25 protein-coding genes are annotated in these 26,032 nt (G+C 67.6%); 12 read left to right on the forward strand and 13 right to left on the reverse strand.

Going from position 1 to position 26,032, the window contains the following annotated elements; translation table 11 throughout:
* Position 1: 1 nt before the first annotated feature.
* Both ACWDXS_RS32550 and ACWDXS_RS32555 read right to left on the reverse strand, forming a co-directional pair.
* Positions 2-724 (reverse strand): GNAT family N-acetyltransferase, encoded by a 723-nt coding sequence (locus ACWDXS_RS32550; protein ID WP_449971668.1) that lies wholly within the window; start codon positions 722-724, stop codon positions 2-4.
* Positions 725-923: 199 nt separating this feature from the next.
* Positions 924-1,739, reverse strand: a complete 816-nt coding sequence (locus ACWDXS_RS32555) for an SAM-dependent methyltransferase (RefSeq protein WP_449971671.1) — start codon at positions 1,737-1,739, stop codon at positions 924-926.
* 585 nt (positions 1,740-2,324) lie between these two features.
* On the opposite strand from ACWDXS_RS32555, the gene ACWDXS_RS32560 reads away from it, so the two are divergent.
* Together ACWDXS_RS32560 and ACWDXS_RS32565 are read left to right on the forward strand one after the other, a co-directional pair.
* Positions 2,325-2,615: a hypothetical protein gene (locus ACWDXS_RS32560; RefSeq protein ID WP_449971674.1), complete on the forward strand. Its 291-nt coding sequence runs from the start codon at positions 2,325-2,327 to the stop codon at positions 2,613-2,615.
* Between the two features lie 316 nt (positions 2,616-2,931).
* A complete protein-coding gene (locus ACWDXS_RS32565) occupies positions 2,932-4,506 on the forward strand; it encodes a sugar porter family MFS transporter (protein WP_449971677.1) in 1,575 nt (524 codons plus the stop codon).
* Between the two features lie 19 nt (positions 4,507-4,525).
* Here ACWDXS_RS32565 and ACWDXS_RS32570 read toward each other — a convergent pair whose 3' ends face one another.
* Complete coding sequence (locus ACWDXS_RS32570; protein ID WP_378995142.1) at positions 4,526-5,455, reverse strand: TetR family transcriptional regulator; 930 nt, start codon at positions 5,453-5,455, stop codon at positions 4,526-4,528.
* Between the two features lie 129 nt (positions 5,456-5,584).
* Here ACWDXS_RS32570 and ACWDXS_RS32575 point away from each other — a divergent pair, with 129 nt between their 5' ends.
* A complete protein-coding gene (locus tag ACWDXS_RS32575) occupies positions 5,585-6,793 on the forward strand; it encodes an acyl-CoA dehydrogenase family protein (RefSeq protein ID WP_378995140.1) in 1,209 nt (402 codons plus the stop codon).
* The gene (locus ACWDXS_RS32580) at positions 6,790-7,809 is read left to right on the forward strand and encodes a phosphotransferase family protein (RefSeq protein ID WP_449971680.1); all 1,020 of its coding nucleotides are present in this window, start codon (positions 6,790-6,792) and stop codon (positions 7,807-7,809) included. The genes ACWDXS_RS32575 and ACWDXS_RS32580 overlap by 4 nt, the downstream gene beginning before the upstream one ends.
* Before the next feature lie 46 nt (positions 7,810-7,855).
* On the opposite strand, the gene ACWDXS_RS32585 is transcribed toward ACWDXS_RS32580, so the two are convergent.
* Positions 7,856-8,503 carry a TetR/AcrR family transcriptional regulator gene (locus ACWDXS_RS32585; protein ID WP_378995136.1) on the reverse strand — a complete coding sequence of 216 codons (648 nt, stop codon included), beginning with the start codon at positions 8,501-8,503 and terminating at the stop codon, positions 7,856-7,858.
* Positions 8,504-8,605: 102 nt separating this feature from the next.
* On the opposite strand from ACWDXS_RS32585, the gene ACWDXS_RS32590 reads away from it, so the two are divergent.
* From ACWDXS_RS32590 to ACWDXS_RS32605, 4 genes are read left to right on the forward strand one after another with little or no spacing between them, the layout of a single operon-like run.
* Positions 8,606-9,442 carry an SDR family NAD(P)-dependent oxidoreductase gene (locus tag ACWDXS_RS32590; RefSeq protein WP_449971683.1) on the forward strand — a complete coding sequence of 279 codons (837 nt, stop codon included), beginning with the start codon at positions 8,606-8,608 and terminating at the stop codon, positions 9,440-9,442.
* A gap of 23 nt (positions 9,443-9,465) precedes the next feature.
* The gene (locus tag ACWDXS_RS32595; protein WP_379313058.1) at positions 9,466-10,392 is read left to right on the forward strand and encodes a ferritin-like domain-containing protein; all 927 of its coding nucleotides are present in this window, start codon (positions 9,466-9,468) and stop codon (positions 10,390-10,392) included.
* Positions 10,389-10,937, forward strand: coding sequence for an NAD(P)/FAD-dependent oxidoreductase (locus ACWDXS_RS32600; RefSeq protein ID WP_387448667.1), 549 nt, complete (start codon positions 10,389-10,391; stop codon positions 10,935-10,937). The genes ACWDXS_RS32595 and ACWDXS_RS32600 overlap by 4 nt, the downstream gene beginning before the upstream one ends.
* Positions 10,934-12,418, forward strand: coding sequence for a flavin-containing monooxygenase (locus tag ACWDXS_RS32605; protein ID WP_449971688.1), 1,485 nt, complete (start codon positions 10,934-10,936; stop codon positions 12,416-12,418). The genes ACWDXS_RS32600 and ACWDXS_RS32605 overlap by 4 nt, the downstream gene beginning before the upstream one ends.
* Before the next feature lie 36 nt (positions 12,419-12,454).
* Here ACWDXS_RS32605 and ACWDXS_RS32610 read toward each other — a convergent pair whose 3' ends face one another.
* Positions 12,455-14,446 (reverse strand): AfsR/SARP family transcriptional regulator, encoded by a 1,992-nt coding sequence (locus tag ACWDXS_RS32610; protein ID WP_449971691.1) that lies wholly within the window; start codon positions 14,444-14,446, stop codon positions 12,455-12,457.
* A 110-nt stretch (positions 14,447-14,556) separates the two neighbouring features.
* Here ACWDXS_RS32610 and ACWDXS_RS32615 point away from each other — a divergent pair, with 110 nt between their 5' ends.
* Positions 14,557-15,435 carry an alpha/beta fold hydrolase gene (locus ACWDXS_RS32615; protein WP_449971694.1) on the forward strand — a complete coding sequence of 293 codons (879 nt, stop codon included), beginning with the start codon at positions 14,557-14,559 and terminating at the stop codon, positions 15,433-15,435.
* A 17-nt stretch (positions 15,436-15,452) separates the two neighbouring features.
* Here ACWDXS_RS32615 and ACWDXS_RS32620 read toward each other — a convergent pair whose 3' ends face one another.
* Both ACWDXS_RS32620 and ACWDXS_RS32625 read right to left on the reverse strand, forming a co-directional pair.
* A complete protein-coding gene (locus ACWDXS_RS32620) occupies positions 15,453-16,922 on the reverse strand; it encodes an alpha/beta fold hydrolase (RefSeq protein WP_449971697.1) in 1,470 nt (489 codons plus the stop codon).
* A 128-nt stretch (positions 16,923-17,050) separates the two neighbouring features.
* Positions 17,051-17,605: a TetR/AcrR family transcriptional regulator gene (locus ACWDXS_RS32625; protein ID WP_378995120.1), complete on the reverse strand. Its 555-nt coding sequence runs from the start codon at positions 17,603-17,605 to the stop codon at positions 17,051-17,053.
* 104 nt (positions 17,606-17,709) lie between these two features.
* Between ACWDXS_RS32625 and ACWDXS_RS32630 the strand changes: the two genes are divergently transcribed.
* Positions 17,710-19,104: an MFS transporter gene (locus ACWDXS_RS32630; RefSeq protein ID WP_449971700.1), complete on the forward strand. Its 1,395-nt coding sequence runs from the start codon at positions 17,710-17,712 to the stop codon at positions 19,102-19,104.
* A gap of 44 nt (positions 19,105-19,148) precedes the next feature.
* Here the strand turns inward: ACWDXS_RS32630 and ACWDXS_RS32635 are convergent, their stop codons facing one another.
* From ACWDXS_RS32635 to ACWDXS_RS32645, 3 genes are read right to left on the reverse strand one after another with little or no spacing between them, the layout of a single operon-like run.
* A complete protein-coding gene (locus tag ACWDXS_RS32635; protein WP_449971703.1) occupies positions 19,149-19,910 on the reverse strand; it encodes a MerR family DNA-binding transcriptional regulator in 762 nt (253 codons plus the stop codon).
* Complete coding sequence (locus tag ACWDXS_RS32640; protein WP_449971706.1) at positions 19,882-20,787, reverse strand: alpha/beta hydrolase; 906 nt, start codon at positions 20,785-20,787, stop codon at positions 19,882-19,884. The genes ACWDXS_RS32635 and ACWDXS_RS32640 overlap by 29 nt, the downstream gene beginning before the upstream one ends.
* Before the next feature lie 50 nt (positions 20,788-20,837).
* Positions 20,838-22,247: an aminotransferase-like domain-containing protein gene (locus tag ACWDXS_RS32645; protein WP_449971709.1), complete on the reverse strand. Its 1,410-nt coding sequence runs from the start codon at positions 22,245-22,247 to the stop codon at positions 20,838-20,840.
* Between the two features lie 79 nt (positions 22,248-22,326).
* On the opposite strand from ACWDXS_RS32645, the gene ACWDXS_RS32650 reads away from it, so the two are divergent.
* Positions 22,327-22,665, forward strand: a complete 339-nt coding sequence (locus tag ACWDXS_RS32650) for a cupin domain-containing protein (RefSeq protein ID WP_387448639.1) — start codon at positions 22,327-22,329, stop codon at positions 22,663-22,665.
* A gap of 14 nt (positions 22,666-22,679) precedes the next feature.
* On the opposite strand, the gene ACWDXS_RS32655 is transcribed toward ACWDXS_RS32650, so the two are convergent.
* Both ACWDXS_RS32655 and ACWDXS_RS32660 read right to left on the reverse strand, forming a co-directional pair.
* The gene (locus ACWDXS_RS32655) at positions 22,680-23,330 is read right to left on the reverse strand and encodes a TRADD-N-associated membrane domain-containing protein (protein WP_379313710.1); all 651 of its coding nucleotides are present in this window, start codon (positions 23,328-23,330) and stop codon (positions 22,680-22,682) included.
* Between the two features lie 92 nt (positions 23,331-23,422).
* Entirely contained in the window at positions 23,423-24,049 is a 627-nt protein-coding gene (locus ACWDXS_RS32660; RefSeq protein WP_449971713.1) for an SgcJ/EcaC family oxidoreductase, read from the reverse strand.
* 169 nt (positions 24,050-24,218) lie between these two features.
* On the opposite strand from ACWDXS_RS32660, the gene ACWDXS_RS32665 reads away from it, so the two are divergent.
* Positions 24,219-25,565, forward strand: coding sequence for a lipase family protein (locus tag ACWDXS_RS32665; RefSeq protein ID WP_449971716.1), 1,347 nt, complete (start codon positions 24,219-24,221; stop codon positions 25,563-25,565).
* A 59-nt stretch (positions 25,566-25,624) separates the two neighbouring features.
* On the opposite strand, the gene ACWDXS_RS32670 is transcribed toward ACWDXS_RS32665, so the two are convergent.
* A complete protein-coding gene (locus ACWDXS_RS32670; protein WP_378630144.1) occupies positions 25,625-25,975 on the reverse strand; it encodes a histone-like nucleoid-structuring protein Lsr2 in 351 nt (116 codons plus the stop codon).
* Positions 25,976-26,032 lie beyond the last annotated feature (57 nt).

Consider the following 26,032-nt stretch of genomic DNA (forward strand, 5'->3'; position numbering starts at 1 on the left):
CTCAACCGATCGGCGAAGAAGCTAACGGCCGCAACGCCGCCGCGGTCGCCGGGATCAGCGGCGCGCCCCGCAGGGCAGCGCGGGCGGCCAGTTGTTCGATGATCCGTCCGCGCACCCCCGGCCATTCGTCGTGCAGGATCGAATAGAACGCGGTGTCGCGCACCGCGCCGTCGAGCCCACGCGAATGTGCCCGGCGCACACCGTCACTCACCGCGCCGAGTCGTTCGATCGCCGCCCGGGAGCGCAGGTTGCGGGCGTCGGCGCGCAGGGTCACCCGCCGCACGCCCCAGCTGTCGAAGGCGTGGGTGAGCAGCAGCAGCTTGGAGTCGAGATTCACCTGACCGCCCCGCACCGCGGGGGTGAGCCAGGTATTGCCGATCTCGACGGCGTCGGGGATCGCCCCGCCGGGCACCGAGGTGACCGGTTCGGCGGACAACGGCCAGGTCAGTGGTCCCTGCCAGTAGTCGAGCCGGGCGAATCGAGTCGCCCCGACCACACACTCGTCGGCGACGGTGACGATCGCGAAGGCCAGCGCTGTGCCTGCCAGCTGCGCCGCTTCGGCCTGGAAGACATAGGTGCGCGCCTCCTGATCACCGTGCGGGACGACGGTGAACCCGGCCGGTCCGTCGAGCGCCGCGGCCGCGGCGCTCAGTCCGGGAACGTGGTGAGGTGCGAGCGGCTCCAGCCGTGCGATGCGGCCGTGGAGGATAACGGGTGCGGGCATGGTGACCGGCGTCCCTTCGTCTGAGAGGGTCGCCGACAGCGCGAGGCGTGGATCTCACGCGGCACGCGATTTCGGCGAAGCGACACGAACGATCCAGCAGCATCGAAAAACTAGATCAAGATAGCCGACGTGACGCGTTCCCTCGTTCGAACCCACGCAGAAGTCGCGGCCGGAAAGTTTCGAGCCTCGGCGATCGGTCCTACCGCTTCTCGGCGATCGCCGAGACGATCAGTTCCTCCCAGACCGACAGGTCCCGATTGGGTGCGCCGATGTGTGCGGAATCCTCGTTCACCTGATGCCAGCGGGCCGCGGCGACCACGCCGGGGGCCTGCACGCGCAGATCACCGAACAGTGCGGTGATCTCCGCGTCGGTGCGCCACCGGCCGCGCCCGAAGGTCGACTGCAGCTTGGACTCGGCCTGGATGGTCTCGGCGTTGTCGCCGGAGCGGAAGTGGGAGATGAACACGCGCGAGCCGACGGGAATCTGTTGCGCCCAGTACGCGACCACCGACTGCGGGTCCTCCTCGTCGTTGAGGTGGTGCAGGATCGCGCTGAAGATGAGCCCGACCGGCTTGTCGAAGTCGATCAGCCGGGCGACCTCGGGATCGGCCCTGATCGCCGCGGAATCGCGGACGTCGGCGTGGATCACGGTGGTGTGGTCGTTGGTCGCCAGCAGTGCGCGACCATGGGCGAGCACGATCGGGTCGTTGTCGATGTAGACCACGCGGGTGTCGGGATCGATCGACTGGGCGACCTGGTGCACGTTGTCGGCGGTGGGCAGCCCACTGCCGAAGTCGAGGAACTGGGTCAGCCCGGCCTCGGCCATGGCCCGCACCGCACGGGTGAGGGCTCGGCGGTTGGTGGACGCGATGTCGACCGAGCCGGGCAGGTTCACCTTGAAGTGGTCACCGACGGCGCGGTCGACCTCGTAGTTGTCCTTGCCGCCGAGTAGATAGTCGTAGACACGGGCGATGCTCGGCTTGGATTGGTCGATCACATGCGCGTTGTCGCTCATCCTCGACGCCCCCTCGTACGGTGCTGCGGTGCGGGACGTGGCCCATAGTAGGAGAACTTCCGCGTCTCGGCACGGTTTCTGTGTGGCGTCGACACCGAAGTTGTTCGGGGCGTGGTGATTTCGGGTGGAGGAGCGCGTTCGCTGAGCGGTTTCCGTCACGGTGCCGTGTCGGTGGCTCGGGGAGGTACCAACTGGATCGCGGGAGGCGGGAGTGTGTGTTTTCCCACGTCAGGGCCGTAACGGTTCGATAAATGACAGCAGTGTCGGCTTGTTGAACAGATGCCCAGTTGTGTGGGGTTTTCGCCAGTTCCTGCCCGTATTTCGACGAAATGTAACGCACGTTATCGGATCGTGTCGCACAGGAGTTCGATGTGATGCAGATCACACCATCTTTTCTCTGTTCGGCCCGGCTGGCAAGCTTGTAATTGCTGAACGTTAACCGTTCGTGATCATGGACCGGGTCGACAGGGATCCGGGGTCGCGGACGACCCGCACTTCCGCTGCGGCGTGGCGGTCATCGAAAGATCCGGTATAGATCACTTATCGGCCGTGTCGGGGCGGCTGTCCGGAAGGGGACGTGTTGTTATGAGCAGCATCTACTTCGAATCGAACAGCAATCTATCAATTACCGAGCGAGGCCGCCGCGTCTCCTCTACCTCCGCGATCGAATCGCCCGTCGCGCCGCTGGCGATGCCGGGGCTGATCCTCGGGCTGATCCTGCTCGGCCTCGGTGTGGTCGGCCTGCTGCGACTGAGTGACTGGGTAGGCAACTACGGGTCCGTTCTGGTTGTGCTGGCCTATTTCCTCTATATGGCCGCGGCCGCGAGCCTGATGCTCTGGGGTGCGGCCACCGTCCGGTCGCTGCATCGTCGATAGCCGAGTGTCGACGAGATTCGTGACAACCCGGCAAAAGCGGCATCCGGTGATTGCGGTTTGACGGATGGATGGTGTCGGACAGCTACGCGACACTTTCTCCGATCCGGGCAAACGGTGAGTATTTCGGTCGGCGGCGATTCCGATAAGAGTGTGTTGATCGGGGAATGTATCCCACGCAGGGGGTGGGATACATTCCCCGATCGCCCTTACCTCTGATTTGTGGACGCAATATCCGTGGATTTCGAGCTATCGCGAACCCTTCCGCGCTCGATTAAGGTGCAGGAATCGACCTACTCCATCCGGCGGAGGTGTGGACATGCCCGATTCCCCTCGTGGATCCACCGATAAGGAGCCGGAGCGGCGCGGCACCGTCTTGAACTCCACCGTTCCTGTGGCGCAGGTTTCCGGCGGACGCCTGATCGGGCCGGATATCGATACCTCGGTCCGGGTACCGCACACCGTCCAGGACGGACCGGAGACGGTGATGGTGTCCCCTGCCACCGAATCAGCGGTCGCGACGCCACCCGATTCGCCGGAGCGGGCGGCGATGCGGGCCAGGATCAAGAAGTTCGTGCTCACTGTCGTCGTCATCGCCGCGCTCGGCGGCGCGCTGTTCGGCTACGACACCGGCGTCATCTCCGGCGTGCTCGTCTACCTCACGCCTGATTTCGCACTGAGCCAGACCCAGGTCGGCGTCATCACGAGTTCGCTGCTCATCGGCGCCGCGATCGGCTCGATCACCGGCGGCTGGATGGCCGACCGGTGGGGCAGGCGGACGACGCTGCTGTTCGCGGGCGCCCTGTTCTTCCTCGGCGCGCTCGCCCAGGCGCTGGCGCCCGATGCCACGGTCATGATCATCACCCGCCTTGTCCTCGGCGTCGCTGTCGGTACCGCCTCGCTGGTGGTCCCCATGTACGTTTCCGAGATCTCCCCGCCGACCTATCGCGGGCGCCTGGTGTCGATGAACTCGCTGATGATCGCCAGCGGGCAGTTGCTCGCCTACATCGTCAACGCGCTGCTCGCCCCGACCGGGAACTGGCGGCTCATGCTCGCGATGGCGGCGATTCCGGCGGCGGCGCTCGTGATCGGCATGTATTTCATGCCCGATTCACCACGGTGGTATCTGAAACAGGGTCGTACCGCCGATGCGAAGAAAGTGCTCGAACGGTCTTATTACCCGGAGAATGTCGAGCCGACGATCGCCGAGATCGAACAGTCCGAGGCCGCCGATGCGGCGGTCAAGGACAGTTTGAGCGACCAGTTGCGGAAACCGAAGGTGCGTGCGCTGTTCTACACCGGAATCGGATTGGCGTTGATTCAGCAATTCGTCGGCGTCAATACCGTCATCTACTACGCACCGTCCACTCTCGCTCAGGCGGGGATGGGTGACAATGCGGCGATCACCTCGTCGATCGGCATCGGTGTCGGCGCGGTGATCGGCGTGATGCTCGGCATGAGCCTGGTCGACAAGATCGGCAGGCGCCCACCGATGTTCCTCGGTCTGGCGATCATGGTCGTCGCGTTGGTCGGTATGGGTCTGATGGAACGTCTCACGCAGAGCACTGCCACCGGCTATGTGCTGGTGACATTGATGATCGTGTACGTCTGTGCCTTCCAGCTCGGCGTCGGGGTTCCCACCTGGTTGCTGATCTCGGAGATCTTCCCCGCCCCGATCCGCGCCACCGCGATGAGTATCTGCACCTTCCTCATCTGGATGGGCAATTTCACTGTCTCCCTGGTGTTCCCGCCGCTGGGCGAACTCTGGGGGGCGTCGACGATGTTCTTCCTCTTCGCGGTCGTTTCCGCGCTGTCGCTGGTGTTCTGCTATCGCCGGGTGCCCGAGACCATGGGCGAGTCCCTCGACGACATCACCAGCAAGGCGGAGAGCTGAAGCCTGTCGCGCCGTTTCGCTATCGGTGCCGGCCGTCCACGCCGAGCAGTCCGAGGGCGAAGTCCGCGTAGGCGGCGGCGATCTGTTCGGGAGAGGACGGGCCGTCGAGCCGGAACCACTGGGGCAGTGCGGTACACATCGTCGCGATGGCACGTCCCGCGTGGCGGGCCTGGGCGGTCGATCGGTTCGCCTCGGTCAGCGCGGCGTCGATGTCGGCATCGAGAAGGTATTGGATCTCGTTGCGGGAGGCGGTGATCCGATCGCGATCGGCGGAGTTCAGGCTGCGCATCTCGCTGGCACCGATGAAGGCGAGTTCGCGGTGGTGCGTGTGGAACAGGGCGAGCGCTTCGACGACACGGCTCACTCGTTCGCGGCCGTTCGTGCCGTCGAGGCGTGCCGCGCGCACCCGCCGGTGCAATTCGTCCATGGTCAGGTCGAGTGCGCGGACCAGCAGGTCTTGTTTGTCGCGGTAGTGGTGGTAGACACCGGGCACGCTCATGCCCGCCCGCGCGGCGATCGAGCGCATCGTGGCGCCGTGATACCCGGTCTCGACGAAGGAATCGATGGCGGCGGCGAGCACCGGGTCGAGATCCAGGGGCGGGAACTCACGCCAGGAGTCCGGTGCGCCGGAGTCGGGCGATCCGGTTTCGCCGGGGGCGGGGCTCCCGGCGAGGTGGGTGGGGCGCGAATCGGTCGCGCGCGGTTCGGGGGGAGCAGCGCCGGTGGTGCGCCGGTCGCCGATCAGCCAGGCCACCGTCGTGCCCAGTTCGGCGGCGAGGGATCGCAGGCGCGGAACCGACGCGCCGGTCTTGCCTGTCTCGATGGCGCTCAGCGTGGCCGCGCTGACCCCGATTCGCTGCGCGGTCGCCCGGAGTGACAACCCCGCCGCGGTCCTCGCCTGACGCACCCGCGCTCCCACCGCCTGCTGTTCGGCTGCCGTCGAATCCATGATGTTCAGAATAGCTGAACATACATCTTGGCCCTACCAGGCTTGTTGACAGCATGAATACGCGCGTGCGACTGTCGTAACAGATATTTGCCGAGCGATCGTTCGGCAACCGAGCCGAGGAGCGGACCCGTGCCGATCGACCTGTCCTATCCGTCCGAGGTGCAGCGGCTGGCCGACCGCACCCGCACCTTCGTCCGCGACCACGTGCTCCCGGTCGAAGACGCGCACGACGGCGACATCGCCGCGGCCGGTGGCGAGAAGCTGCGCCTCGAACTCCAGCAGGCCGCCCGTGACGCCGGTGTCTTCGCCCCGCACGCGCCGCTCGAATACGGTGGCCACGGTCTGGACATGTCGAACCGTGCCCCGGTGTTCGAGGAGGCGGGCTACTCGCTGTTCGGCCCGACGGCCCTCAATATCGCCGCCCCCGACGAGGGCAATGTGCACATGCTCGCCCATATCGCCGACCCGGAGCAGAAACAGCAGTTCCTCGCCCCGCTCGCTCGCGGCGAGGTGCGCTCGGCCTTCGCCATGACCGAGCCGGCGCCGGGTGCGGGCTCGGACCCCTCCGCACTGAGCACCCGCGCGGTCCGTGCCGACGGCGGTTGGCGCATCACCGGCCACAAATGGTTCATCACCGGCGCCGACGGGGCGGGGTTCTTCATCATCATGGCCCGCACTTCGGGCGAGCCGGGCCGGCGCGGCGGCGCCACGATGTTCCTGGCACCCGCCGACAGCCCGGGCATTCGGGTCGGCCGCCATCTGGACACCCTCGACAAGTCGATGATCGGTGGCCACTGCGAGGTCTTCTTCGACGACCTTCTCGTCCCGGAGTCCGCGGTACTGGGCGAAGTGGACCGAGGCTTCGAATACGCCCAGGTGCGGCTCGGCCCCGCCCGCATGACCCATGTGATGCGCTGGCTCGGCGCCGCGCGTCGCGGTCATGACGTCGCGGTCGCGCACGTGGCGCACCGCGAGGGCTTCGGTTCGCGCCTCGGCGACCTCGGCATGGTCCAGAAGATGATCGCCGACAACGAGATCGACATCGCCGCCACCCGCGCACTGCTGACCCGTGCCTGCTGGGAACTCGACCGTGGCGAGCCCGCCGCGAATGCCACCTCGATCGCGAAAACCTATGCCGCCGAGGCGATCTTCCGCATCGTCGACCGGAGTATGCAGATGTGTGGCGGGCTCGGCGTCTCCGCCGATCTGCCGCTGGCGCGACTCTCGCGCGAGGTGCGCCCGTTCCGGATCTACGACGGTCCCTCCGAGGTGCATCGCTGGGCCATCGCCAAACGCGCGGTGAGCGCCGCCAAGCGGACGAAGCGGGACTCCGAATGACACTGCCGGGCATGGACATCGCCGCGCTGGAACAGTTCCTGCGCGCCAACGGCGTCGAGGTGGAAGGCGAGCTGCGCGTCGAACTGATCAGTGGGGGCCGGTCGAATCTGACCTTCGCCGCCGCCGATGACGTCTCGCGCTGGGTGGTGCGCCGCCCGCCGGTCGCCGGGCTCACCCCGTCCGCGCACGATATGGCCCGCGAGTACACCGTCACCAGCGCGTTGCAGGCATCGGCCGTGCCCGTGGCGAGAACGATCGCCTTCGACGCGACCGGATCCGCGCTGGGCGCGCCGATGACCGTCGTCGAGTTCGTCGACGGGACGGTGTTTCGCGACCAGGACGACCTGGCCGCGCTCACCGATGAACAGGTGGATTCGAGTGTGTGCGCGCTGGTCCGCGTCCTCGCCGATCTGCACGCGGTGGACCCGGGCGCTGTCGGTCTCGAATCATTCGGCAGGCCGACCGGTTTCGTGGCCCGGCAGGTCAAGCTCTGGGCATCCCAGTGGGAGCGGGTCAAAACTCGCGAGCTCGCGGATGTGGCAGCCCTGCATGCCGCACTGGCCGCCGCGATCCCGCCGGAGACATCGGCCTCGATCGTGCACGGGGACTTCCGCATCGACAATACGATCCTCGACAGCGCCGAACCGGAAAAGGTTCGTGCCGTGGTCGATTGGGAGCTGTCCACCCTCGGTGACCCGCTCACCGATGTCGCCCTGATGTGCGTCTACCGGTCGCCGATCTTCGACGTGATCCTCGGGACCCGTGCGGCGTGGACCAGCCCGCGCCTGCCGAGCGCCGACACTCTCGCCCAGGCCTACGCCATCGCGTCCGGGCGCGAGCTCGACAACTGGGGCTTCTACCTCGCGCTGGCCAACTTCAAACTCGGCATCATCGGCGAGGGCATCACCCATCGTGCCCATCAGGGTTCCGACACCGGTTCCGCCGCCGACCGGGCCGCCGAGGCCACCCCGGAGTTCATGGCGGCCGGCTTGCGCGCGCTGAAAGGATCCGCGTAGTACCGCCGCGCGGTCGCGCCGAACGCTGCCCGGCGGGCGGCGCGAATCATCCGATGATCTCCGGGGGAAGGAACATCGCGCCGAGTTGCGCCGCGATCGCGCTGGTGTGATCGACGATGCGCTCGGCGTCCACGTCGAGCACACCGGAACGCCACGCGGACAGTAGTTCGATGAAGCCGCCGATGCCGGCCAATGTGCTCATCCGCATGGCGGTTTCGTCGACGTCGGGGCGCAGATAGGGCCACGCGGCGGCGATGAGCAGATCGGTCGCGTCGGTGAGCATGGTCTTGCGGCGCTGTTCGAGCACGGCGCTGCCCGCGTGATCGGCCAGCAGAATCCGGGCACGACCGCGCAGATCGGTCTGCAATCCGACGGCGCAGGCGATGGCCGCGCGGGTGATCTCGAGGGGGGTCCGGTCGGCGTTCTCGGCGACGACGCTCGCCAGTTCGGCGAACACCCCGGCGCACACCTCGTCCCAGACCTCGGCCAGTAGTTCGTCGCGGTCGGCGAAGTGCTCGTAGAAGTAGCGATCGTTGAGCGAGGCCCGCTGGCAGACACCGCGCATGGTCACCGCGGCCCAGCCGTGGTCGAGCCAGATATCGAGGGCGGCCTCGACCAGGCCGATCCGCCGCTGCGCCCTGCGCTCCTCGGCGGTCCGCCCGCCCCAGGTCCGTGCCGGTGCGCGCACATCCATGGTTGACAAAGTACTCCTCCGCGCGCCTAATTGGTGTCAGGTGCGGCCAATGGTGGCAGATGCCACCAATTAGAGCCTCGCTGGGTCGACCCGGGAGTTGCCATGCGATTGTTCCCCTTCGGCGGACACCGCCGAACCGCTGCCGCCGATGCTGTGGTGACCGGCGCGGGCAGCGGAATCGGACGTGCGTTCGCCGTCGAACTTGGTCGTCGAGGCGGGCGCGTCGTGTGCTCCGATATCGACCCCGACCGTGCGGCCGAAACCGCTGAACTGGTGGAGGCGGCGGGCGCCGAGGCGATCGGTACCCGTTGCGATGTCACCGTGATCGACGAGGTCGAACAGCTGGCGGCCACCGCGCAGGATTGGTTCGGCGGCCCGCCCACCGTTGTCGTCAACAACGCGGGCATCGGCGCGGGCGGACCGGTGGTCGGCGAGTTCGCCCTCGACGACTGGCACCGCACGCTCGGGGTGAATCTCTGGGGCGTGATCCACGGCTGCCATGTCTTCGCGCCGATCCTGCGTGCGGCTGGGCACGGGTCGCTGGTGAACGTCGCCTCGGCGGCCGCGTTCGGCGCGGCACCGCGGATGGCCGCCTACAACGTCAGCAAGGCGGGTGTGCTGGCGCTGTCGGAGACGATGTCGGCCGAGCTGGCCGGCACCGGCGTCGGCGTCACGGTGCTGTGCCCGACCGGCGTGAAAACCAGCATCATGACCGCGGATTCGCCGATGGACGACACCGCCGAGCGGCTCGGCGGGCTGCTGCTGCGCTGGACCGGCCGCGCGCCCGCCGCCATCGCCCGCACCACGCTGGACGCGGTGGACCGCGGCGAGCTGTATGTGGTGCCGCAGCTCGAGGCCAAGGTGCTGTGGCAGGCCAAACGCTGGCTACCCGCGACCTATACCCGTTCGGCGGGCCTGCTGGAGCGGGTCGTGCGCTGATCCACACCGAAGGAGATCGAACAATGACGTTCGCCTACCCCGACATGCTCGCCACGATTCGCGCCAAGCAGTGGGCGCTGGCCGATATCGACTGGGACGCACCGGGCGCCGACACCATCACCGACGAGCAACGCCCGCGATTGGCCACCTTCATGGCCGACCTGGTGTGGATCGAACACGTCGGCGCGCGCGGCTTCGCCGCCCTGACCCGCCAGGCGCCACCCGGCCCACTGCGGGAGATCTACCGGTACTTCCACGCCGAGGAACAAAAGCACGCCAACGCGGAACTGGCGTTGATGCGCCGCTGGGGCATGCTCCCCGACGGCGAGGCGATGCCGGTGCCCAACAAGAACATTCGCCTCGTCATCAGCTGGCTCGACCGCTACGCCGACCAGCTGACCCTGCCCGTGCTCGGCACCGTCATCCCGTCACTGGAGACCGCCCTCGACGGCGCGCTGGTGAAGTTCCTGCTCGACGAGGTCGACGACCCGGTGTGCCACGAGGTGTTCCGGCACATCAACAGCGACGAATCCCGCCACCTCGCAGTAGGTTTCCAGGTTCTCGAACAACTCGGCGCGGGACCGCTGCGCCGAACCGTCATCGAGACAGCCGGTTTCGCGGTGCGCCCCTCGTTTGTGCTCGGCGCGTTGCTGTACGCGCCATTGCTGTCACGGATGTCGACCAACATCATGGCGCTGGGCCTCGACGAGGAGAAGCTGTGGCAGGCGGTGCGCCGTTTCGAGAACGTGGGGCAGCGCAGCCCGGCCATCCGCAAGCTCCCGCTCTACCACGTGGTGAAGATGCACGGGAAGGCCACGATTCACCGTCGTCAGCCGTTCCAGTTACTGGCCGATGTGTCCAACGCCTGCATCGATCGGTTCCCGATCCGGGTGCTCGGCCGCAGACCGTCCTGGTCCGACGAGCTCACCTACGAACCGGTGGCGAAATGACGACGCTGCGTTTCGCCGACACCTTCACCGGTTCCCAGGTGCACCGCACAGCCTTCGCGCCCCGGCACGAGTTCACCGGTCAGCGGGTCGCGATCATCGGTAGCGGGGCGGCCGCCGCGCGCCTGCTGCCCGGTATCGCCGCCGAGGCCGCACGGGTGACGGTGTTCCAGACCGAGGCGGTGTGGGTGCTCCCGCGCGTTCCGCTGCCTGCCGCGGCGATGCCGCAAAGACTCCTGCGACTCATCGCCGGTGTCAATCTGCGTGTCCAGGTGCGTGATTCGTGGCTGCGCCACCGCCTGACACCGGACGACACCGCGGGCGTCGCGGTGCACAACAGTTACTACCGCACCCTGCGGCAACCGCACTGCACCCTGGTGACCTGGCCGATCGCACGGTTGGTGCCGCTGGGCGTGCGCACCGTCGACGGCATCGAGCATCAGGTGGACAGCATCGTCTACGCCGAGGACGCGGGCTGTGTCGTGCGCACCGTCGCCCGGCCCCGCCGCCTGCATCCGTCGGCCGCACTCGTGAAGGAGATCGCATGAGCACCAAGGGAATCGACCACGAGATCGTCATCGTGGGCGCCGGCTTCTCCGGCATCGGCGTGGCGATCGAGTTGCGCAAGGCCGGGTTCGACGACTTCGTGATCATCGACGAGGCCGACGGCGTGGGCGGCACCTGGCACTGGAACACCTATCCCGGTGTCGCCGTGGATATCCCGTCGTTCAGCTACCAGTTCTCCTTCGAACAGCGCACCGATTGGTCACGGGTCTACGCGCCGGGTCGCGAACTCAAGGCCTATGCCGAATCGTGTGTGGACAAGTACGAACTCCGTCCGCGCATCCGCTTCGGTACCACCGTGGTCGGCGCGGATTTCGACGAGCGGGCCGACCGCTGGGTGCTGCACACCACCGACGGCGACGATCTGACCGCACGGTTCGTGATCAGCGCGACCGGTGTGCTCACCCGCCCCAAACTGCCCGATATCCCCGGCATCGAAGGCTTCGCGGGCGCGACCATGCACACCTCGCGCTGGGATCATCGCCAGGACCTGCGGGGCAAGCGGGTGGCGATCATCGGCACCGGCGCCTCGGCGGTCCAGGTGATTCCGGAGATCGCCTCGCAGGTGCAACATCTGACGGTGTTCCAGCGCACGCCGATCTGGTGCCTGCCGCGCCCGGACCTGCCGCTGCCGCTCGCCGCCCGGCTGGCGCTGAAGGTCCCCGGCGGACGGACCGTGACCCGCCTGGTGAGTCAGACCTACGTGGAGGTCACCTTCCCGCTCGCCGCCCACTATCACCGCTCGCTGCCCACCGCCGCCATCGGCGAACGCGCGGGCCTGGCCCATCTGCGGCGTCAAGTGAAAGACCCCGTCGTCCGGGACGCGCTGACCCCGCGATACGCCCTCGGGTGCAAACGGCCGAGCTTCTCCAACGACTATCTGTCGACCTTCAACCGTGCGAACGTGACCCTGGAAACCGCGGCGATCAGCGAGATCACCGCCACCGGCGTGCGCACCGCCACGGGTGCCGAACATCGCGCCGACGTGCTGATCCTCGCCACCGGCTTCAAGGTCATGGAATCGGGCAATATGCCGACCTATGACCTGCACGGCGTCGGTGGCCGCGATCTGGAGACCTGGTGGGACGAGAACCGGCTGCAAGCCTACGAGGGCGTGAGCGTCCCCGGCTTCCCGAACTTCTTCTCCATCATCGGCCCCTACGGCTACAACGGGGCCTCCTATTTCACCCTGATCGAGAACCAGACCCGCCACATCTTGCGCTGCCTGCACCACGCCAGGGCCAACGACGCGGACCGCATCGAGGTCACCGAGGAAGCCAACGACCGCTACTTCCGTGAGATGCTCGCCCGCCGCGGCGGCCAGGTGTTCTGGGACGAAAGCTGCGTCACCGCCAACAGTTACTATTTCGACAAACACGGCGACGTCCCCCTACGACCCACCTCCACCATCGAATCTGGCTGGCGCAGTGGTCATTTCCCACTCACCGACTATGTCTTCTCCTGATCGCATCGGCCGACTCGGGCGGCGCGCAGTTCGGCCTCATCCGACCGGCGATCGCAGCAGCGCCGCATCGATCTCGTCGAGGTAGGTGCGAACCGGGCCTACGCTGAGAAGTCCACTCTGCGCTGTTGTTTCGGCCGCCGCGGGGGCCAGCTGGGTCCGGGCTCGGCGCATGGTCTCGCGATCGCCGACGGCGGTGGCCGCGTGTGCCACGATGGCCCACAGTGCTTCGAACAGCAGGTCGCGCGGTGGGGATGTCATGGTGCGCAAGGCCTCTCGCGCACCGTCGAGCTCGCCCCGCGTGACGAGGAGGATGGGTTCGACCCAGGTTTTATAGGGACCCCAGTCCGTCTCGGGGGCGATCGTGGCGATCCTGCCGGTCTCGCGCCGCCGCAGAGCCAGGCTCAGCCGCGCCAGTGGCAACAGGCCACGGTCGAGTCCCGGCATGCCTGCTCCGGTGAGTGAGGCGGCCGCCGTTGCGTACGCGGCTTCCGCAACCGCGAGGTCTGTTGTCGCACTGGTCCGTAAGGCGCGGTACCAGGTGGTGAACACCTCCACCAGCGGCAATTCATAACGCCGCGCGAGCGCGTCCGCGGCATCGGCGTGTCGGTCGGCGCCCGTGTAATCCGCTGAGGCGCATCGTGTTTGGATGAGGATGAGGTGGCCGAGAACCTCGTAGGTCGCGAGTTTGCTGGTGGCCGCCACCGCGATGATCTCGGTGCCGACAGCGTCGCGCCGGTGCGCCAGTCCCGCTCGCTGGAAGCTCTGCATGAACACACCGTTGAGTGCGAAGGCCAGCAGGGCGGGGTCGTGCAGACGCCGGGCGATCTCCTCGGCCTGGCGGGCGGCACGCAGCGGGCGCAGTCCCGCCTCGGTCGGATCGTCCACCGGCAGAGCGCCGCGCGATTCGACAGCGATGGTCGCCAGCAGCCTGGCTCGATCGGCATCATCGTGGGCGGGCAGGCGCAGGAGCGTCTTCTCGGCGATACCCACGAGGCGTCGATCCTGCGCCGGGTCGTCGGAGCGGGTCCAGATCGCGGGGACGTCGTAGATGCCGATCACCCGCGCGGTCAGCTCGGCGTCACCGAGGTCGTCGGCGGCGACCACCGCCGAAATCCGGTGGGCGCGTGCGGCCGCCAGACCGCCGCCACCCGTGACCGCGAGATCGCGCATCAAGCCCGCGGTCGATTCCAGCCGCGTCCTCGTACGCGGTGGGACCGCGCTGTCGTAGGCGGCACGCGCCTGTTCCCACACCCGTGCTGTGGGGTCGGTCGCGACCGGGTCGAGGTAGTCGGCCTGGCGGAGCAGGTCGTGTTCGAGGCGGCGCAACGCCGGTCCGGGGTCGATGCCCAGATCATCGGCCAGCATCCGCCGCGCCCTGGCGAGGACCGCGAGCGCGTCGGCCTGGCGGCCCGAACGGTAGAGGGCCGTGGCCAGCAGCCCCCACGCGTCTTCACGCCAGGGATGTTCGGCGACGTGCGCGTCGAGGTCGGGAACCGCGGCGGCGGCGGCACCCAGTGCCAATTGCGCCGCCCCACGACGCTCGACGGCCAACAACCGCTGCTCGGTGAGCCGCGACCGTTCGGCCTGCGCCCATCCGGCGTCGGCGAAGTCGGTATAGGCAGGCCCTTGCCACCAGCTCAGTGCGGCGGTGAGCAGCGAGAACGACGCTTCCGGCGGCAGGGTTGCCGCCGAACGCACCGCATCGTCGAATCGCCACGCGTCGACATCCGCCGGTTCGGGTCGCAGCGCGTAACCGAGCCCCTCGGTGACGAGCAGACGTGGCGGCGTGCGTGGCGGGCGATCCGGTTCCAGTGCTCGCCGCAATCCGGCGACGAAGGTACGGACCGCACCCACCGCGTTCGGGGGCGGCTCGTCCCACAGATCCTCGACCAGGCGACCGACCGGAACGACCCGCCGGTGCGCGAGGATCAGCCGTGCCAGCACCTCGCGGTAGCGCGGACCGCGCAGCGCGACCGGCGCACCGCGGTCGTCGTGCGCGATGACCGGTCCGAGCACCTGAAACCGCATCAGGCCAATGTAGTGCGCGTTCATCGGCTGCTCATCACGACACCGCACGCTCGAACTCGATCCGCGCAGACCCCGCGGAACACCCTTCGAACGAAGCGAGAGCCCACGCGATGACCCGCACCATTCCCGGTTTCGACTACCACCGCGTCCCGGTCGCCGACGATGTCGCCCTCAACGTCGCCGTCGCCGGTGCGGGAACCCCGATCGTGCTGCTGCACGGCTTCCCGCAGACCCACCTGATGTGGCGTCACGTCGCCGCCGACCTGGCGGCCGACCACACAGTGATAGTCCCCGACCTGCGCGGCTACGGCGACAGCGACAAACCCGCGGCAGCCGGCACCGGCACCTACTCCAAGCGGAGTATGGCCGCCGATATCGTCGCCGCCGCCGCTGTCTTCGGTCACGACCGCTTCGCGCTCGCCGGTCACGACCGCGGCGCCTTGGTGGCCTTCCGTGCCGGGCTCGACCACCCCGACGCGGTCACCCATCTCGCCTGCCTGGACGTGCTGCCCACACTCGACATGTGGGACGTGCTGCACGGCTCGACCGCCGCCGTCGGATTCCACCTGTACCTGATGGCACAGCCGCCCGGACTGCCAGAACAGATGATCGCCGCCAGCGCCGACGCGTTCTTCGCCTACTTCCTCGACCAGTGGGCGAAGACTCCGGACGCGATCCCCGCGCCCGTGCGCGCCGCGTACCTCGACGCCTGTCGCGGCGCTGTCCCCTCGATCGTGGCCGACTATCGTGCCTCGGCAACGATCGATATCGACCACGACCGCGCCGACCGCGCGGCAGGCGCCAGGCTGTCCATGCCCGTCACGGTCATGCAGCAGGACTGGGGCGCCGCGCTCGGATACGAAGCGGCGGCACTGTGGTCGAGCTGGGCACCCGACCTCGACCACCGCACCGTCGACACGGGTCACTTCGTGGTCGAGGAGGACCCCCGGACCGTCACCGCCGCCCTGCGCGAGCTTCTCCGGCGCTGAGGTCGGCGCGGCACCGCTCAGTACGAGACGGTGAAGCGCAGGCCGACGAAAGTGTTGTCCTCCAGCGCGTCGACGATCGCGCTCGCGTAATCGCCCACGCTGATCCGGCTTTCACCAGCGGTGTCCACGATCGGGGTGTCGCGAGCCTCGGCCCGATAGACGCCGGTCGCCTCGCCGGGGACCAGGTGCACCGGCGGCGGGCTGACGTAGGACCACCGGACCGGGGAGTCGGCGGCACGCAGTATTTCCAGCGCCTCGCTCTGGTCACGGGCCGTCGCCAGGTACTGGGCGGGGAACTCCGGAGAATCGAGGAAGCGCTGTCCCGGTGCGTATTCGAGGCTGCCGCCACCGCCGAGGAACACCAGGCGGTCGACCCCGGCGAGGGGCAGGGCTGCCAGGAGGGTCTCGGCGCCACGCGGCACCAGTCGATCATCGCCCTTGACCGCCGCGACGACGGCGTCGTGTCCCGCGACGGCATTCTTGACCGAGGCCGCGTCGGTGACATCCACCGTGTCCCGGCCGAGCGCGGTGACCTGCATGCCGCGAGCAGTCGCCGCGCGGACAACCGCACCGCCGAGATTGCCCGTGGCGCCGATGACAGCGATCCTCATCGGCTGGCGCCGGCGCAGACCGTCCACGAAATCACTGATGAGCGGGGCGATTTCGGGAAGGTTCTCCTCGAGCGCGAAATGGCCGGTCTCGAAGAGGTGGATGGTGGCGTCGGGGAGATCGCGGAGGTAGGCGTTGGCGCCCGCCTCGGGGAAGAAGGCGTCATTGCGACCCCACAGCACCAGCGTCGGCGGCCGGTGCTCGCGCAACCACTGCTGCCACACCGGGTAGAGCGCCACATTGGTGTGGTAGTCGAGGGCCAGGTGTACCTGCGCGTCCTTGCGGCCGGGGAGGTCGAGAAAATGCTGGTCCAGGGTCCAGCCGTCGGGTGCGACGAGTTCGAGATCGGTGGTGCCGCCCTCGTATTGGCCGCGGGTGACGGGCAGTTCGAGGATCTGGCGAACGTTGTCCTGTGCGCCCGGCTGTCCCGGCTTGTTCGCGGTCATCGCGCGTGCCATGTCGGACAGGCCTTCGTCGTAGGTGTTCGCGTTCTGCACGATCAGACCCGCGATCCACGCGGGGCGGCGGGTGGCCAGACGCAGGCCGACCGGTCCGCCGAAGTCGAAGGCGTACAGCACGAATCGGTCCAGGCCGATCGCGTCGACGAAGCCTTCGACGATGTCGGCCAGCCGTTCGAAGGAGTAGACGAAACCGTCGGGGACCTCGGTGTGCCCGAAACCGGGATAGTCGGGGGCGATCAGCCGGAATCGGCCACCGAGGGCGTCCATGAGCCGTCGGAACTGGTGCGAGGCCGACGGAAAGCCGTGCAGGAGAAGCAGTGTCGGGGCGTTCGCGGGTCCGGTCTCTCGATAGAAGACCCGCACCCCGTCGACCTCGACGACCCTGTGCCTGATATGTGGGACGGTCACTACCGCCATGTCGAAACCGGCCTCTCTGAACATATTTCGTAGACGGATCCATGATCAACTGTTCGCCGGGCGTGATCAACGCCGAACTGGCCGGGCGTGGCATCCAGGGCACCGTGCGGGACGGCGTGTGGCCTCGGCTATCGCGGCAGAAGTTGAAGGATGCCCCGGGTGGCCCGGCGAAACGGTTCGCTCGACTGTGCGCCGCGAGCAAGGACATAGGCGCCCTGTCGGACAGCGAGAATCGTGGCGGCGAGGTCGTCGACATCCAGGTTCGGGTCGAGTTCCCCGTTTCGTCTGCCCTCGGCGAGGACTTGCCGGATCTGATCCTGGATCCAGTCGAACGTCGTGGCTATCGGCTCTCGTAGCGAATCGTCGTCCACCACTGCCGCGTCTTGGACGAGCCGCCCGAGTCGGCAACCGCGCAGCACATTTTCGTCGAGGGTCAAGAATGCCGAGACCTTCTCGCGGGTGGTGGACCCGCTGTCCAGCCGGGCGGTGATCTGGTGTTTCAGCTCGTCGCTCATCTGCAGCTCGGCAGCGACGGCCAGGGCCGCCTTGCTGCGAAAATGGTGGTACATGCTGCCTTGTCCGGCACCGGCGAGCTCTTGGACCGCTCGCGGACTCGTGCCCGAGTAGCCGCGTTCCCACAGCAGGGTGTGCATGCTCTCGATCAATCGCTCGGACGCGGTCATCGCCCAACTGTACCTATCAGTAGGTACAGTGGCGATCTGTACTCATAGGTACAGGATCGACGAAAGGCGGCGCGATGGGGGCAGCGGGTTCGGAACGGGCGTCTGTGACAGCGGACGAGTCCGCGCAATCGGGCAGGAGTCGCGAGCGGTCGCCGAACACAACCGCCGCCCTGGCCGCACTCTGCCTGGGGTTCTTCATGATTCTGCTGGACGGCAGCGCGCTGAATATCGCGTTGCCGTCGATTCGGGCCGAGACAGGCGGGTCGATGGTGGCCGTGCAGTGGTTGGTGAACGTCTACACAATTCCGCTGGCCGCGCTGCTGCTCAGCGCGGGAACGCTGGCTGATCGGCTCGGCGCGCGCCGGGTGTTCGCCTGGGCGCTGGGCGGATTCACCGTCGCGTCGCTGATCTGCGCTGTGAGTGCGACCTTGCCGGTGCTCCTCGTCGCGCGGTGCGTTCAAGGGATCTTCGCCGCCGGAGTCCTGCCCACCACGCTGGCGATCATCGCCCGGATGTATCCGGACGCGACGCAGCGCGCACGCGCGATCACCGTGTGGGGCGCGACCGGCGGTGTCGCACTGGTTGCCGGGCCGATCGGTGGCGGACTGCTCACCGAGGTACTGGGCTGGCGATCCATCTTCTTGCTCAACGTGCCGATCGGAGCGACGGCGCTGTGGCTGACCTGGCGGCACATCGCCGAAACCGCACGCCGTGACGACGGATCCTTCGACTGGACAGGCCAACTCCTGGCGATCGCGGGTCTGGGGGCACTCGTCGGCGGTCTGATCGAAGGTGGTGAACGTGGCTGGTCGTCGCCGTTGACGCTGGTACTCCTTGCCGCGTCCGTGCTCTTCCTGGTGGGGTTCGTCGGGGCCGAATCGCGGGTTCCGTCGCCGGTCCTGCCGTTGACGATGTTGCGCAGCGCACCCTTCTCCGCCTCGATCGCGAACGGGTTCGCTTTCCAATTCGGCGCCTACGGCCTGCAATTCATGCTCGCGGTGTTCCTGCAGACACAGTGGGACTACGACGCCCGCACCACTGGATTGTTCTTCCTGCCGTTCGCTGTTCTGTGGACGTTCGCGACCCTGGTACTCAACCGCCGGTGGGCGGACCGTGGGATGAGGTGGTTGCTGATCACGGGGTCCCTCACCGCTGGGGTCGGGGCTGTCATGTGTTCGGCGGTGGGAGAGCCGGACAGGTGGCCCGCCGTGCTGTTCGGCTCCGCGGTCGTCGGATTCGGCTGCGGACTGTTCGGGCCCAGCTGCAACGGTGCGGCGATGGCCTCCGCGGAGCCGCGCTGTGCCGGTCTGGCATCGGGAGTCCTCAACACCTCGCGTCAGGTCGGAATGGCGATCGGGATCGCACTGTTGGGTGGGTGCCTGGCTGCTCCGGATCCGATCATCGGTGCGCGCATCGGGATCATTCTGACAGCCGTGTGTTTCGTCGCGATCGCCGTGCTGAGCTCGCGCTACGTGCCGCGTCGCAGCGCGGCGCAGTGATCCGACGCGGTCCGGACCAGCGTGATACCGACCGCGCAATCGGGTCAGGTTCCGGAGGCTCGGTGTTCGGCGCGGTGGGTGAGTGCGTCGACGATGCGTTGCCAGGCGGGGGAGGACTCCGCGATGCGGGAAGCGACCAGTTCGGTGGAGCGGGTGGGGCCGCGGGTGTGGGCGATTTCCCAGGCGTCGAGGTCGTCGATGAGGCGGTCGAGGCGTGGGTCGTGGGGGTGCCAGTCGACCGATTCATCGACCGCGCGGTACAGGCGGATGGTTTCCGGGTCGTCGAATTCGGCGTTCTTCTCCCGGACCCGGTGCGGGATCGCGTCGGCGTCCAACGCGTGCAACAAGATCCAGGCGTCACGCTCGAGGCGTATCCGTTGTTCGCTGATGCCGAGACCGCGCATCCGGTTCAGCAGGGCGACCACCTCGCCGGGGAGGAAAAGGCTTTCGCCGCTTGCCAGTTCGGCGATCCGCTGGCGGTACTCGGCGAGCTGATCGATCTTGCGCCCGAGCGCGGTGTCGATCTCGCTGATGGCCGTGGCGAATTCGGCCGGTTGGGCGTGGAGCAGCGCGTCGATCCGGGACAGCGGAACGCCCGCGTCGGCGAGGGTTCTGATCCGGATGAGATCGACCGCCGCCTGCGCGGGGTAGCGGCGATAGCCGGAGGCGTCGCGCTCGGGCTCGGGCAACAGGCCGACCTGGTGGTAGTGGCGTACGGTGCGCACGGTCACGCCGACGGTCGCCGCGAGTTGGCCGATGGTGAGCACCGCGCCGATCCTAGCGGCGACGAACCTGGTCGATGACATCGCGGATCGCCTCGACCACGGCATCGGGGCGATCGAAGCAGAGCCGGTGGTGCACGGTGTCGGAGAGAATGCGCTGTTGCCCCTGGGAAACCCCGCGTACCATCGCCGCGTCCATTCGCCGCCTGCCGTCGTGGATCTCGGCCAGCGCCTCGGGCGACTGGTGTGGGTCCGGGCCCAGCACGCTGAGCGCCACCAGCGGAATGTCGGGAATGTTGGGCCCGGCGTGCAATTCGGAGGCCAGTTCCGGCAATCCGTTGCGCTCGGCGAAGCCCGCCCGGATCCACTCGTCGCTCGCCTTCGCCTCCGTCAATGCTCGCCGCACCGGTTCCGGGTAGTCCGCGAGCAGCCCGGCGGCCATTTCGCGAAGGGTTGTACGCAGGCGTTCGAGCTGCTCGGCATCGGGTGCGGGCGTCGCGGCCGCGGCCAGTCCCATCGCCGGTGGCATGAACTCGTCCCAGTCTCGGTGCAAGCCGTCCATCCAGATCAGTCCGGCCACGTCCCGCGGGTACAGCTGCGCGAACCGGTGCGCGTAGAGGCATCCGAGTGAGTGGGCAGCGAGAACATAAGGGCCTGAGAGTTCGTCGAGAGTGCCCAGCAGCTGGTGCAATTCTGTGGCGACCGCGGTGGCGGTGCGGGGCAGGGGCAGCGGATCGCTGTAGCCGGTGCCGCCGCGGTCGTACACCACGGCGCTGGTGAACTGCGAAACCTGCTGCTGCACACCGAAATAGTCGAGGCCGACCGCACTCGCGCCGGGCAGGAAGACCACCGCCGGTCCACCACTGCCCGACCGATGGACGAAAAGGCGATTGCCGTCGATCTCGGTGAACCCGCCGACCGGCGGTGCGGGCTTCGTCGAGGAGATGTCGTTGTTCGTCATGCGACAAGGGTGCAACCCTGACGCTGCGTCAAGGTCAACCTCTGCGTCGGCTACAGCGCGAGCGGAGGTGCGGCGGCAGTGAGTGTGGTCGGCGGGCGGTAGGTACGCCACGCTTGCGCGAGGCGATCGACTGCGGTGGTGAGGGTCTCCAGCGGATGCAGGAAGTGGATCCGCAGATAACGGTCGCTGCCGCCGGTCGGATCGAGCCCGCCGCCGGCCAGGATCGAAATACGGTGTCGCAGTGCGGCTTGTGCGAAGGAGGCGCCATCACCGTGCGGTAGCCGGATCCAGAGCGTCTGTCCGCCCCGGACCCGCGCCACGTCCCATTCGGGAATCCGGCGCGCGAGCTCGGCACACAGGTGGTCGTGGCGGCGCTCGCGTTCGGCGGCCTGGGTGCGCAGCATGCCGTCGCGGCGGGGGAGTAGCTCGGCCGCGGCCAGCTGGGCAGGAAGATTGCCGCCGAGATCGTGCACCGCGCGCAGTCTGGCGAGCTTGGCCACGACGGGGGTCGCCGCGCGTATCCAGCCGATACGTAGTCCGCCCCAGACGCTCTTGCTCAGCGAACCGACGGTGATCACGGTGTCGGCGAACACGGCAAGGGGCGGCGGAGTCTCCTGGCCCGGGAAACCGAGTTCGGCGAGCACCTCGTCATCGATCAGCGGAATCCCCTCTGCTGCTGATGTTTCCGCGAGACCGCGGCGCACGAGCGTGGAAAGCACCGACCCTGTCGGGTTCTGAAAGGTGGGGATCACGTAGGCGAGTGCGGGCCGACGGTCTCGGATCGCGCCCGCGAAACCGTGCAGTCCGGGCGGCAGTCCGGAGACGACCGCCGCCTCCGCGCGAAAGGCTTCCAACGCCCCCGGGTAGGTCGGGGCTTCCACGAGGACGTGATCGCCGGGCCGAAGGTAAGCCCGGGCGAGCAACGACAGTGCTTGTTGCCCACCGGCGGTGACGAGGATCTGCCCGGCCTCGGTCGGCAGCCCGCGCCCCCGGTAGTACTCGGCGACGGCCTCCCGAAGCGTCGGATGGCCCGACGGGTAGTAGCCGATGTCGTCGGTCGTCGCGGCCAACGCGGGCAGCATCGCCGCGTAGGACTCGGCCAGTTCGACCGGCGGCCGGTCCGGCGCCGCGCAGGCCAGCGAGATCACGTCGGATCGCGGCTCGAGCAGGTCGAGAAACATCGGCTCACTCGTGGTCGCCGGCGGATCGATCCGTGGCGTCCCCGCGACGCGGGTGCCACTGCCCTGCCGCCGCACGATCCGGCCTTCGTCCTGCAGCAGGTCGTAGGCCGCTACCACGGTGCTCCGCCCGACCGACAAGGCGACGGCGAGTGTCCGATCCGGCGGCAGCAGCACCCCCGGCGCCAGTTCGCCGTCCTCGATCAGCGCGCGCAACCCCGCCGCGAGCAGGGCGTACAGCGGCCCACGCCCCGCCGACCAGCGGCCGAGCCGATCTGTCACGTCAATTGGTTCCATAGGCAGACCAATTATGCTCGATTGGCGCTGGATCGTCGCCCCGCGCGGCCCGACGATGATCACCATGACAGCCTCGAGCACCACCGGTTCCGTCTCGATCCCCGCGGCCATCGCAGCCCTGCCCGGCCCGTTCCAGCAGCACGAGCTGGCAACGGTCAACGACACCGTCGTCCGCGTCGCCCGGCTGGCGGGTGAGTTTCCCTGGCACCACCACGACGAAGACGAACTCTTCCTCTGCTGGGACGGCACGTTCCGCGTCGAACTGGCAGACCGCGCACCCGTGATCCTGCGACCCGGCGAATTGTTCGTGGTGCCCAAGGGAATTCGGCACCGGCCGGTCGCCGACGAGGTCGCGCACGTGCTCTTGATCGAGCGCCCGGAGACCGCGCAATACGGCAACTGAACGCCGTCCGCACGTCACACCCGCGAGGTCACCGTCCCGGCTTCGACGGGCACCGTGCGAAGGAGTTCGGCCACCTCGGTGGGTGTGGCGGAGGGAAAGAGCTGCCGCACACCGATCATCGCCAGGAGCCGATCCTGATCGGCACCGACGCCCATCCGCGACACCACATCGTGGGCGGCACGGTTGGCCTCGGCGATCTCGTCGGCTTTGCTCAAGCGGGTGAGGTTCTCGCCCACGATCTTGTCGAGGTCGGTGGAGCGCTTGTAGAACAGCGCGGTGATCCCGACCGGCACCGCGCCCATGATCGAGGTCGCGGCGGCGGCGTCGCGATTGCCGAACGCCACCATCGACGCCGCGGCGAGAACCACCACCACGCCGCAGCAACCGCTGATCATGTACGCCCAGAAGAACGCCGTGCTCTGCGCCATCGCGCTGCGTACCTGGCGAAGGTATTCCTCTGTTCGACGACGCGGCGTCCCGGTGTCGCCGGTGGCCGGATCCGCCGGTTCCGAGACGACCGGGGCAGCGGTGTCGCCGGTCATGGTGACTTCGATGGCCCGCTTGCTGACGCGGCGACTGAATGTCGCGGAGAACCACGCAGACACCGCGGCGATCATCGTGGGGATCAGACCACCCACCCCGATCAAGGCCAAGACTTCGTCCACCGTATTCCCCCGAATCGAGCGCCGACACCCCTGTAACGTTCACGCGCACTCTACCCCGCGCCGGTTGTCCACTCGCACAAGGTGATCGGTGTTCATCGTTCGGCTGTCGGCTTGGTTGCCGGGTCGAAGAGGAACGAGATCCGCTCCATCCTGGGCTGACGCTGGGTGTTGTGGAAGGCCGCGATGCGCCACTGGTCGTCGGGTTCGCGCACCAGGGTGTAGGTCTGGGTCTTGGACAGTTCGGCGGGCTTGTCGTCGTCGTAGCGGTCGCCGCGGCTGGTGACGATGGCGACGTCGGCGCCGTAGAAGCGGGCATCGAGGAAGGAGTCCGCGAGCTTGGAGCCTTTCAGGAAGCCGTTGAACAGTGCGCGATGCGCCTCGGTCAGATCCGCGCGGCCCCGGTAGTGGGTGCCGATAAACGTTGTGTAGGTGGCATTTTCGGTGAACGTGGCGCCGAAGGCATCGGCGTCGTTGCGGTCCCAGGCGGCGGTCATCGCGCTGAGCGTGGCGCACACCGCACGCAGATCGGACTCGGTGCCGCCGTCGGGGACGAGGCTCGCGCACTCGGTGACGCCGATGTTGCGCACCTCGGAGGTGTAGCCCAACCACAGGTAGCCGGCGGCGCCGGCAAGGCCGAGCACGAGGGTGGTGGCACCGAGCGCTCGCCCGATGGTGCGCCGTCGGGATTTGGTGGGGCGGGTGGTGGCGATGGTGGTCATGGGGGCGCCTCTCGACTAACTCTGCCTGAAAGAAGTATCTGCGTATAAGAAGAGAATATTGGCACGATTGATCGCTTGTCAACGGCGAGTGGTGGACTTGTGAACAAGAAGTCTTGTTAGAAACAAGTCACCGTGCTGTAATCAGCGTCACCTAGACAGAGGAGACGCCATGCAGCGCAGCACGGCAGCCACCGTTCGCCCGGGGTGGGGACGCAGGCTCGGAACGAGGTGGGCGGCGGTGCCCTTGGCGGCGGTGTGCCTGGCGATATCGAGCGTCGGCACCGCCGCCGGTGACCCGTATCCGAGTTTCCCGCCGGATCAGAACCAGCTCCCACAGCTGCCCGCCGAACCCCAGCTCTACGACATGCTGCCGATCCCGGTGCCCGCCGAGGATCCCTGGTACGACGACCCGGCGGAGCTCGATTCCTATGCGCCCGGACAGATCATCCGTTCCCGAACGGTGCAGACACGCCTGCTCGGCCTACCCTTCCCGGTGCATACCGAACAGCTGCTGTTCCGGAGCAACGACGTGCACGACAACCCGATCGCGACCGCGACCTCGGTGATCGTTCCCGGTATCCCGTGGTCGGGCAGTCCGCGGCCGGTGGTGTCCTTCCAGGAAGCCATCGACGCCACCGATTCGTCGTGCAACCCGTCCTACACATTGCAGACCGGCACGATGAAAGAGGCTGCGCTGGCGGTGTATTGGCTTGCGCAGGGGTTCGCGATCAATGTCGCCGACTTCGACGGCAAGTTCAACACCTTCAACACCTACGACGAAGGCAAAATGGTGCTCGACAGCCTGCGCGCCATGAAGAACTCGGCATTGGGCCTGACGGACTCCGGGATCGCGCTCTACGGGTACTCCGGCGGCGGCTCCGGTTCGATCCGGGCGGCTGAACTCCGCGAGAGCTACGCCCCCGATGTGCGGTTGCTCGGCACCGCGGTGGGTGGATTCCCCGCCGATCTGCGAGCCCAGGCCCAGTACGCGATCGCCCAGCGGCCGGGCCTTACCGGCGCCGGTAATTTCACGATGTGGCTCGGGTTCGCCGCGTTGTCGCGGGAATTTCCCGATCAGTTCGACGCGAAGGAATTGCTGACCCCGGAAGGGCAGGCGATCGTGGCGGATATGCGCAGTCGTTGCGTTTACACGATCGCCGCTGCCGGCGCGTACCGGCCGATCAGTGCCTATTTCCAGCCGGGGAAGTCACTCGAAACGGCACCGGGGGTGATGGAGGTTCTCGCGGACCAGAGTCTGGGACACCATATTCCGGACAGCCCGATCTTCTGGTGGCACGGAATCTGGGACGAACTGATCCCGACGTCGGCGGTACTACCGACGGTGCACGACTACTGGAACCGGGGCGCGGATCTGCGGTTCTACACGATGCCGCTGCCGGAACACATCGTCAATGCCGTCGCGGGCTGGCCGCCCGCGGTCGCCTGGACCAGTGCGGTGCTGCGCGGTCTCCCGCCGGGCGAGCGATTCAAAGCCGATATCCCGCTGCCCAACTGAAACGAAAACAGCACGGCGCGCGGAGGGAATGCGCGCCGTGCTGTCGACGATCCGAAACTTTACGCCGAGGCCTGCTCATAGGCCGAGATGACGTCCGCCGAGATCCTGCCGCGGCTGGACACCGTGTGTCCGTTCTGCGAAGCCCACGCCCGGATCTCGGTGAGATCGTTGCGACGGGTGGATTCTGCCGCCGGTGCCGCGCCGAGACGACGTGCGGCGCCTGCCTTCGCGCGGCCGGTGCGACGCGCGTACGGAACCCACTGTTCGAACACCTCACGCAACTGTGCCGCGTTGGCATCCGACAGGTCGATTTCGTAGGCCGCCCCATCGATTCCGAATGTGACAGTCGCATCGGCAGCGGACGTGCCATCGAAATCATCGACAAGTGTGACAACGACTTTGCGCGCCATGGGAGTCCTGTTCGTTCGGGTGCCGAGAATTACCGTCGTTGATCTTAGTTGACGACG

Source organism: Nocardia sp. NPDC003183 (assembly GCF_053590715.1).

Coding starts and splice junctions, on each gene's coding strand:
- ACWDXS_RS32550 (WP_449971668.1), bottom strand. CDS start 724: ATGCCCGCACCCGTTATCCTCCACGGCCGCATCGCACGGCTGGAGCCG.
- ACWDXS_RS32555 (WP_449971671.1), bottom strand. CDS start 1,739: ATGAGCGACAACGCGCATGTGATCGACCAATCCAAGCCGAGCATCGCC.
- ACWDXS_RS32560 (WP_449971674.1), top strand. CDS start 2,325: ATGAGCAGCATCTACTTCGAATCGAACAGCAATCTATCAATTACCGAG.
- ACWDXS_RS32565 (WP_449971677.1), top strand. CDS start 2,932: ATGCCCGATTCCCCTCGTGGATCCACCGATAAGGAGCCGGAGCGGCGC.
- ACWDXS_RS32570 (WP_378995142.1), bottom strand. CDS start 5,455: ATGGATTCGACGGCAGCCGAACAGCAGGCGGTGGGAGCGCGGGTGCGT.
- ACWDXS_RS32580 (WP_449971680.1), top strand. CDS start 6,790: ATGACACTGCCGGGCATGGACATCGCCGCGCTGGAACAGTTCCTGCGC.
- ACWDXS_RS32585 (WP_378995136.1), bottom strand. CDS start 8,503: ATGGATGTGCGCGCACCGGCACGGACCTGGGGCGGGCGGACCGCCGAG.
- ACWDXS_RS32590 (WP_449971683.1), top strand. CDS start 8,606: ATGCGATTGTTCCCCTTCGGCGGACACCGCCGAACCGCTGCCGCCGAT.
- ACWDXS_RS32595 (WP_379313058.1), top strand. CDS start 9,466: ATGACGTTCGCCTACCCCGACATGCTCGCCACGATTCGCGCCAAGCAG.
- ACWDXS_RS32600 (WP_387448667.1), top strand. CDS start 10,389: ATGACGACGCTGCGTTTCGCCGACACCTTCACCGGTTCCCAGGTGCAC.
- ACWDXS_RS32605 (WP_449971688.1), top strand. CDS start 10,934: ATGAGCACCAAGGGAATCGACCACGAGATCGTCATCGTGGGCGCCGGC.
- ACWDXS_RS32610 (WP_449971691.1), bottom strand. CDS start 14,446: ATGCGGTTTCAGGTGCTCGGACCGGTCATCGCGCACGACGACCGCGGT.
- ACWDXS_RS32615 (WP_449971694.1), top strand. CDS start 14,557: ATGACCCGCACCATTCCCGGTTTCGACTACCACCGCGTCCCGGTCGCC.
- ACWDXS_RS32620 (WP_449971697.1), bottom strand. CDS start 16,922: ATGGCGGTAGTGACCGTCCCACATATCAGGCACAGGGTCGTCGAGGTC.
- ACWDXS_RS32625 (WP_378995120.1), bottom strand. CDS start 17,605: ATGACCGCGTCCGAGCGATTGATCGAGAGCATGCACACCCTGCTGTGG.
- ACWDXS_RS32635 (WP_449971703.1), bottom strand. CDS start 19,910: ATGTCATCGACCAGGTTCGTCGCCGCTAGGATCGGCGCGGTGCTCACC.
- ACWDXS_RS32640 (WP_449971706.1), bottom strand. CDS start 20,787: ATGACGAACAACGACATCTCCTCGACGAAGCCCGCACCGCCGGTCGGC.
- ACWDXS_RS32650 (WP_387448639.1), top strand. CDS start 22,327: ATGACAGCCTCGAGCACCACCGGTTCCGTCTCGATCCCCGCGGCCATC.
- ACWDXS_RS32660 (WP_449971713.1), bottom strand. CDS start 24,049: ATGACCACCATCGCCACCACCCGCCCCACCAAATCCCGACGGCGCACC.
- ACWDXS_RS32665 (WP_449971716.1), top strand. CDS start 24,219: ATGCAGCGCAGCACGGCAGCCACCGTTCGCCCGGGGTGGGGACGCAGG.
- ACWDXS_RS32670 (WP_378630144.1), bottom strand. CDS start 25,975: ATGGCGCGCAAAGTCGTTGTCACACTTGTCGATGATTTCGATGGCACG.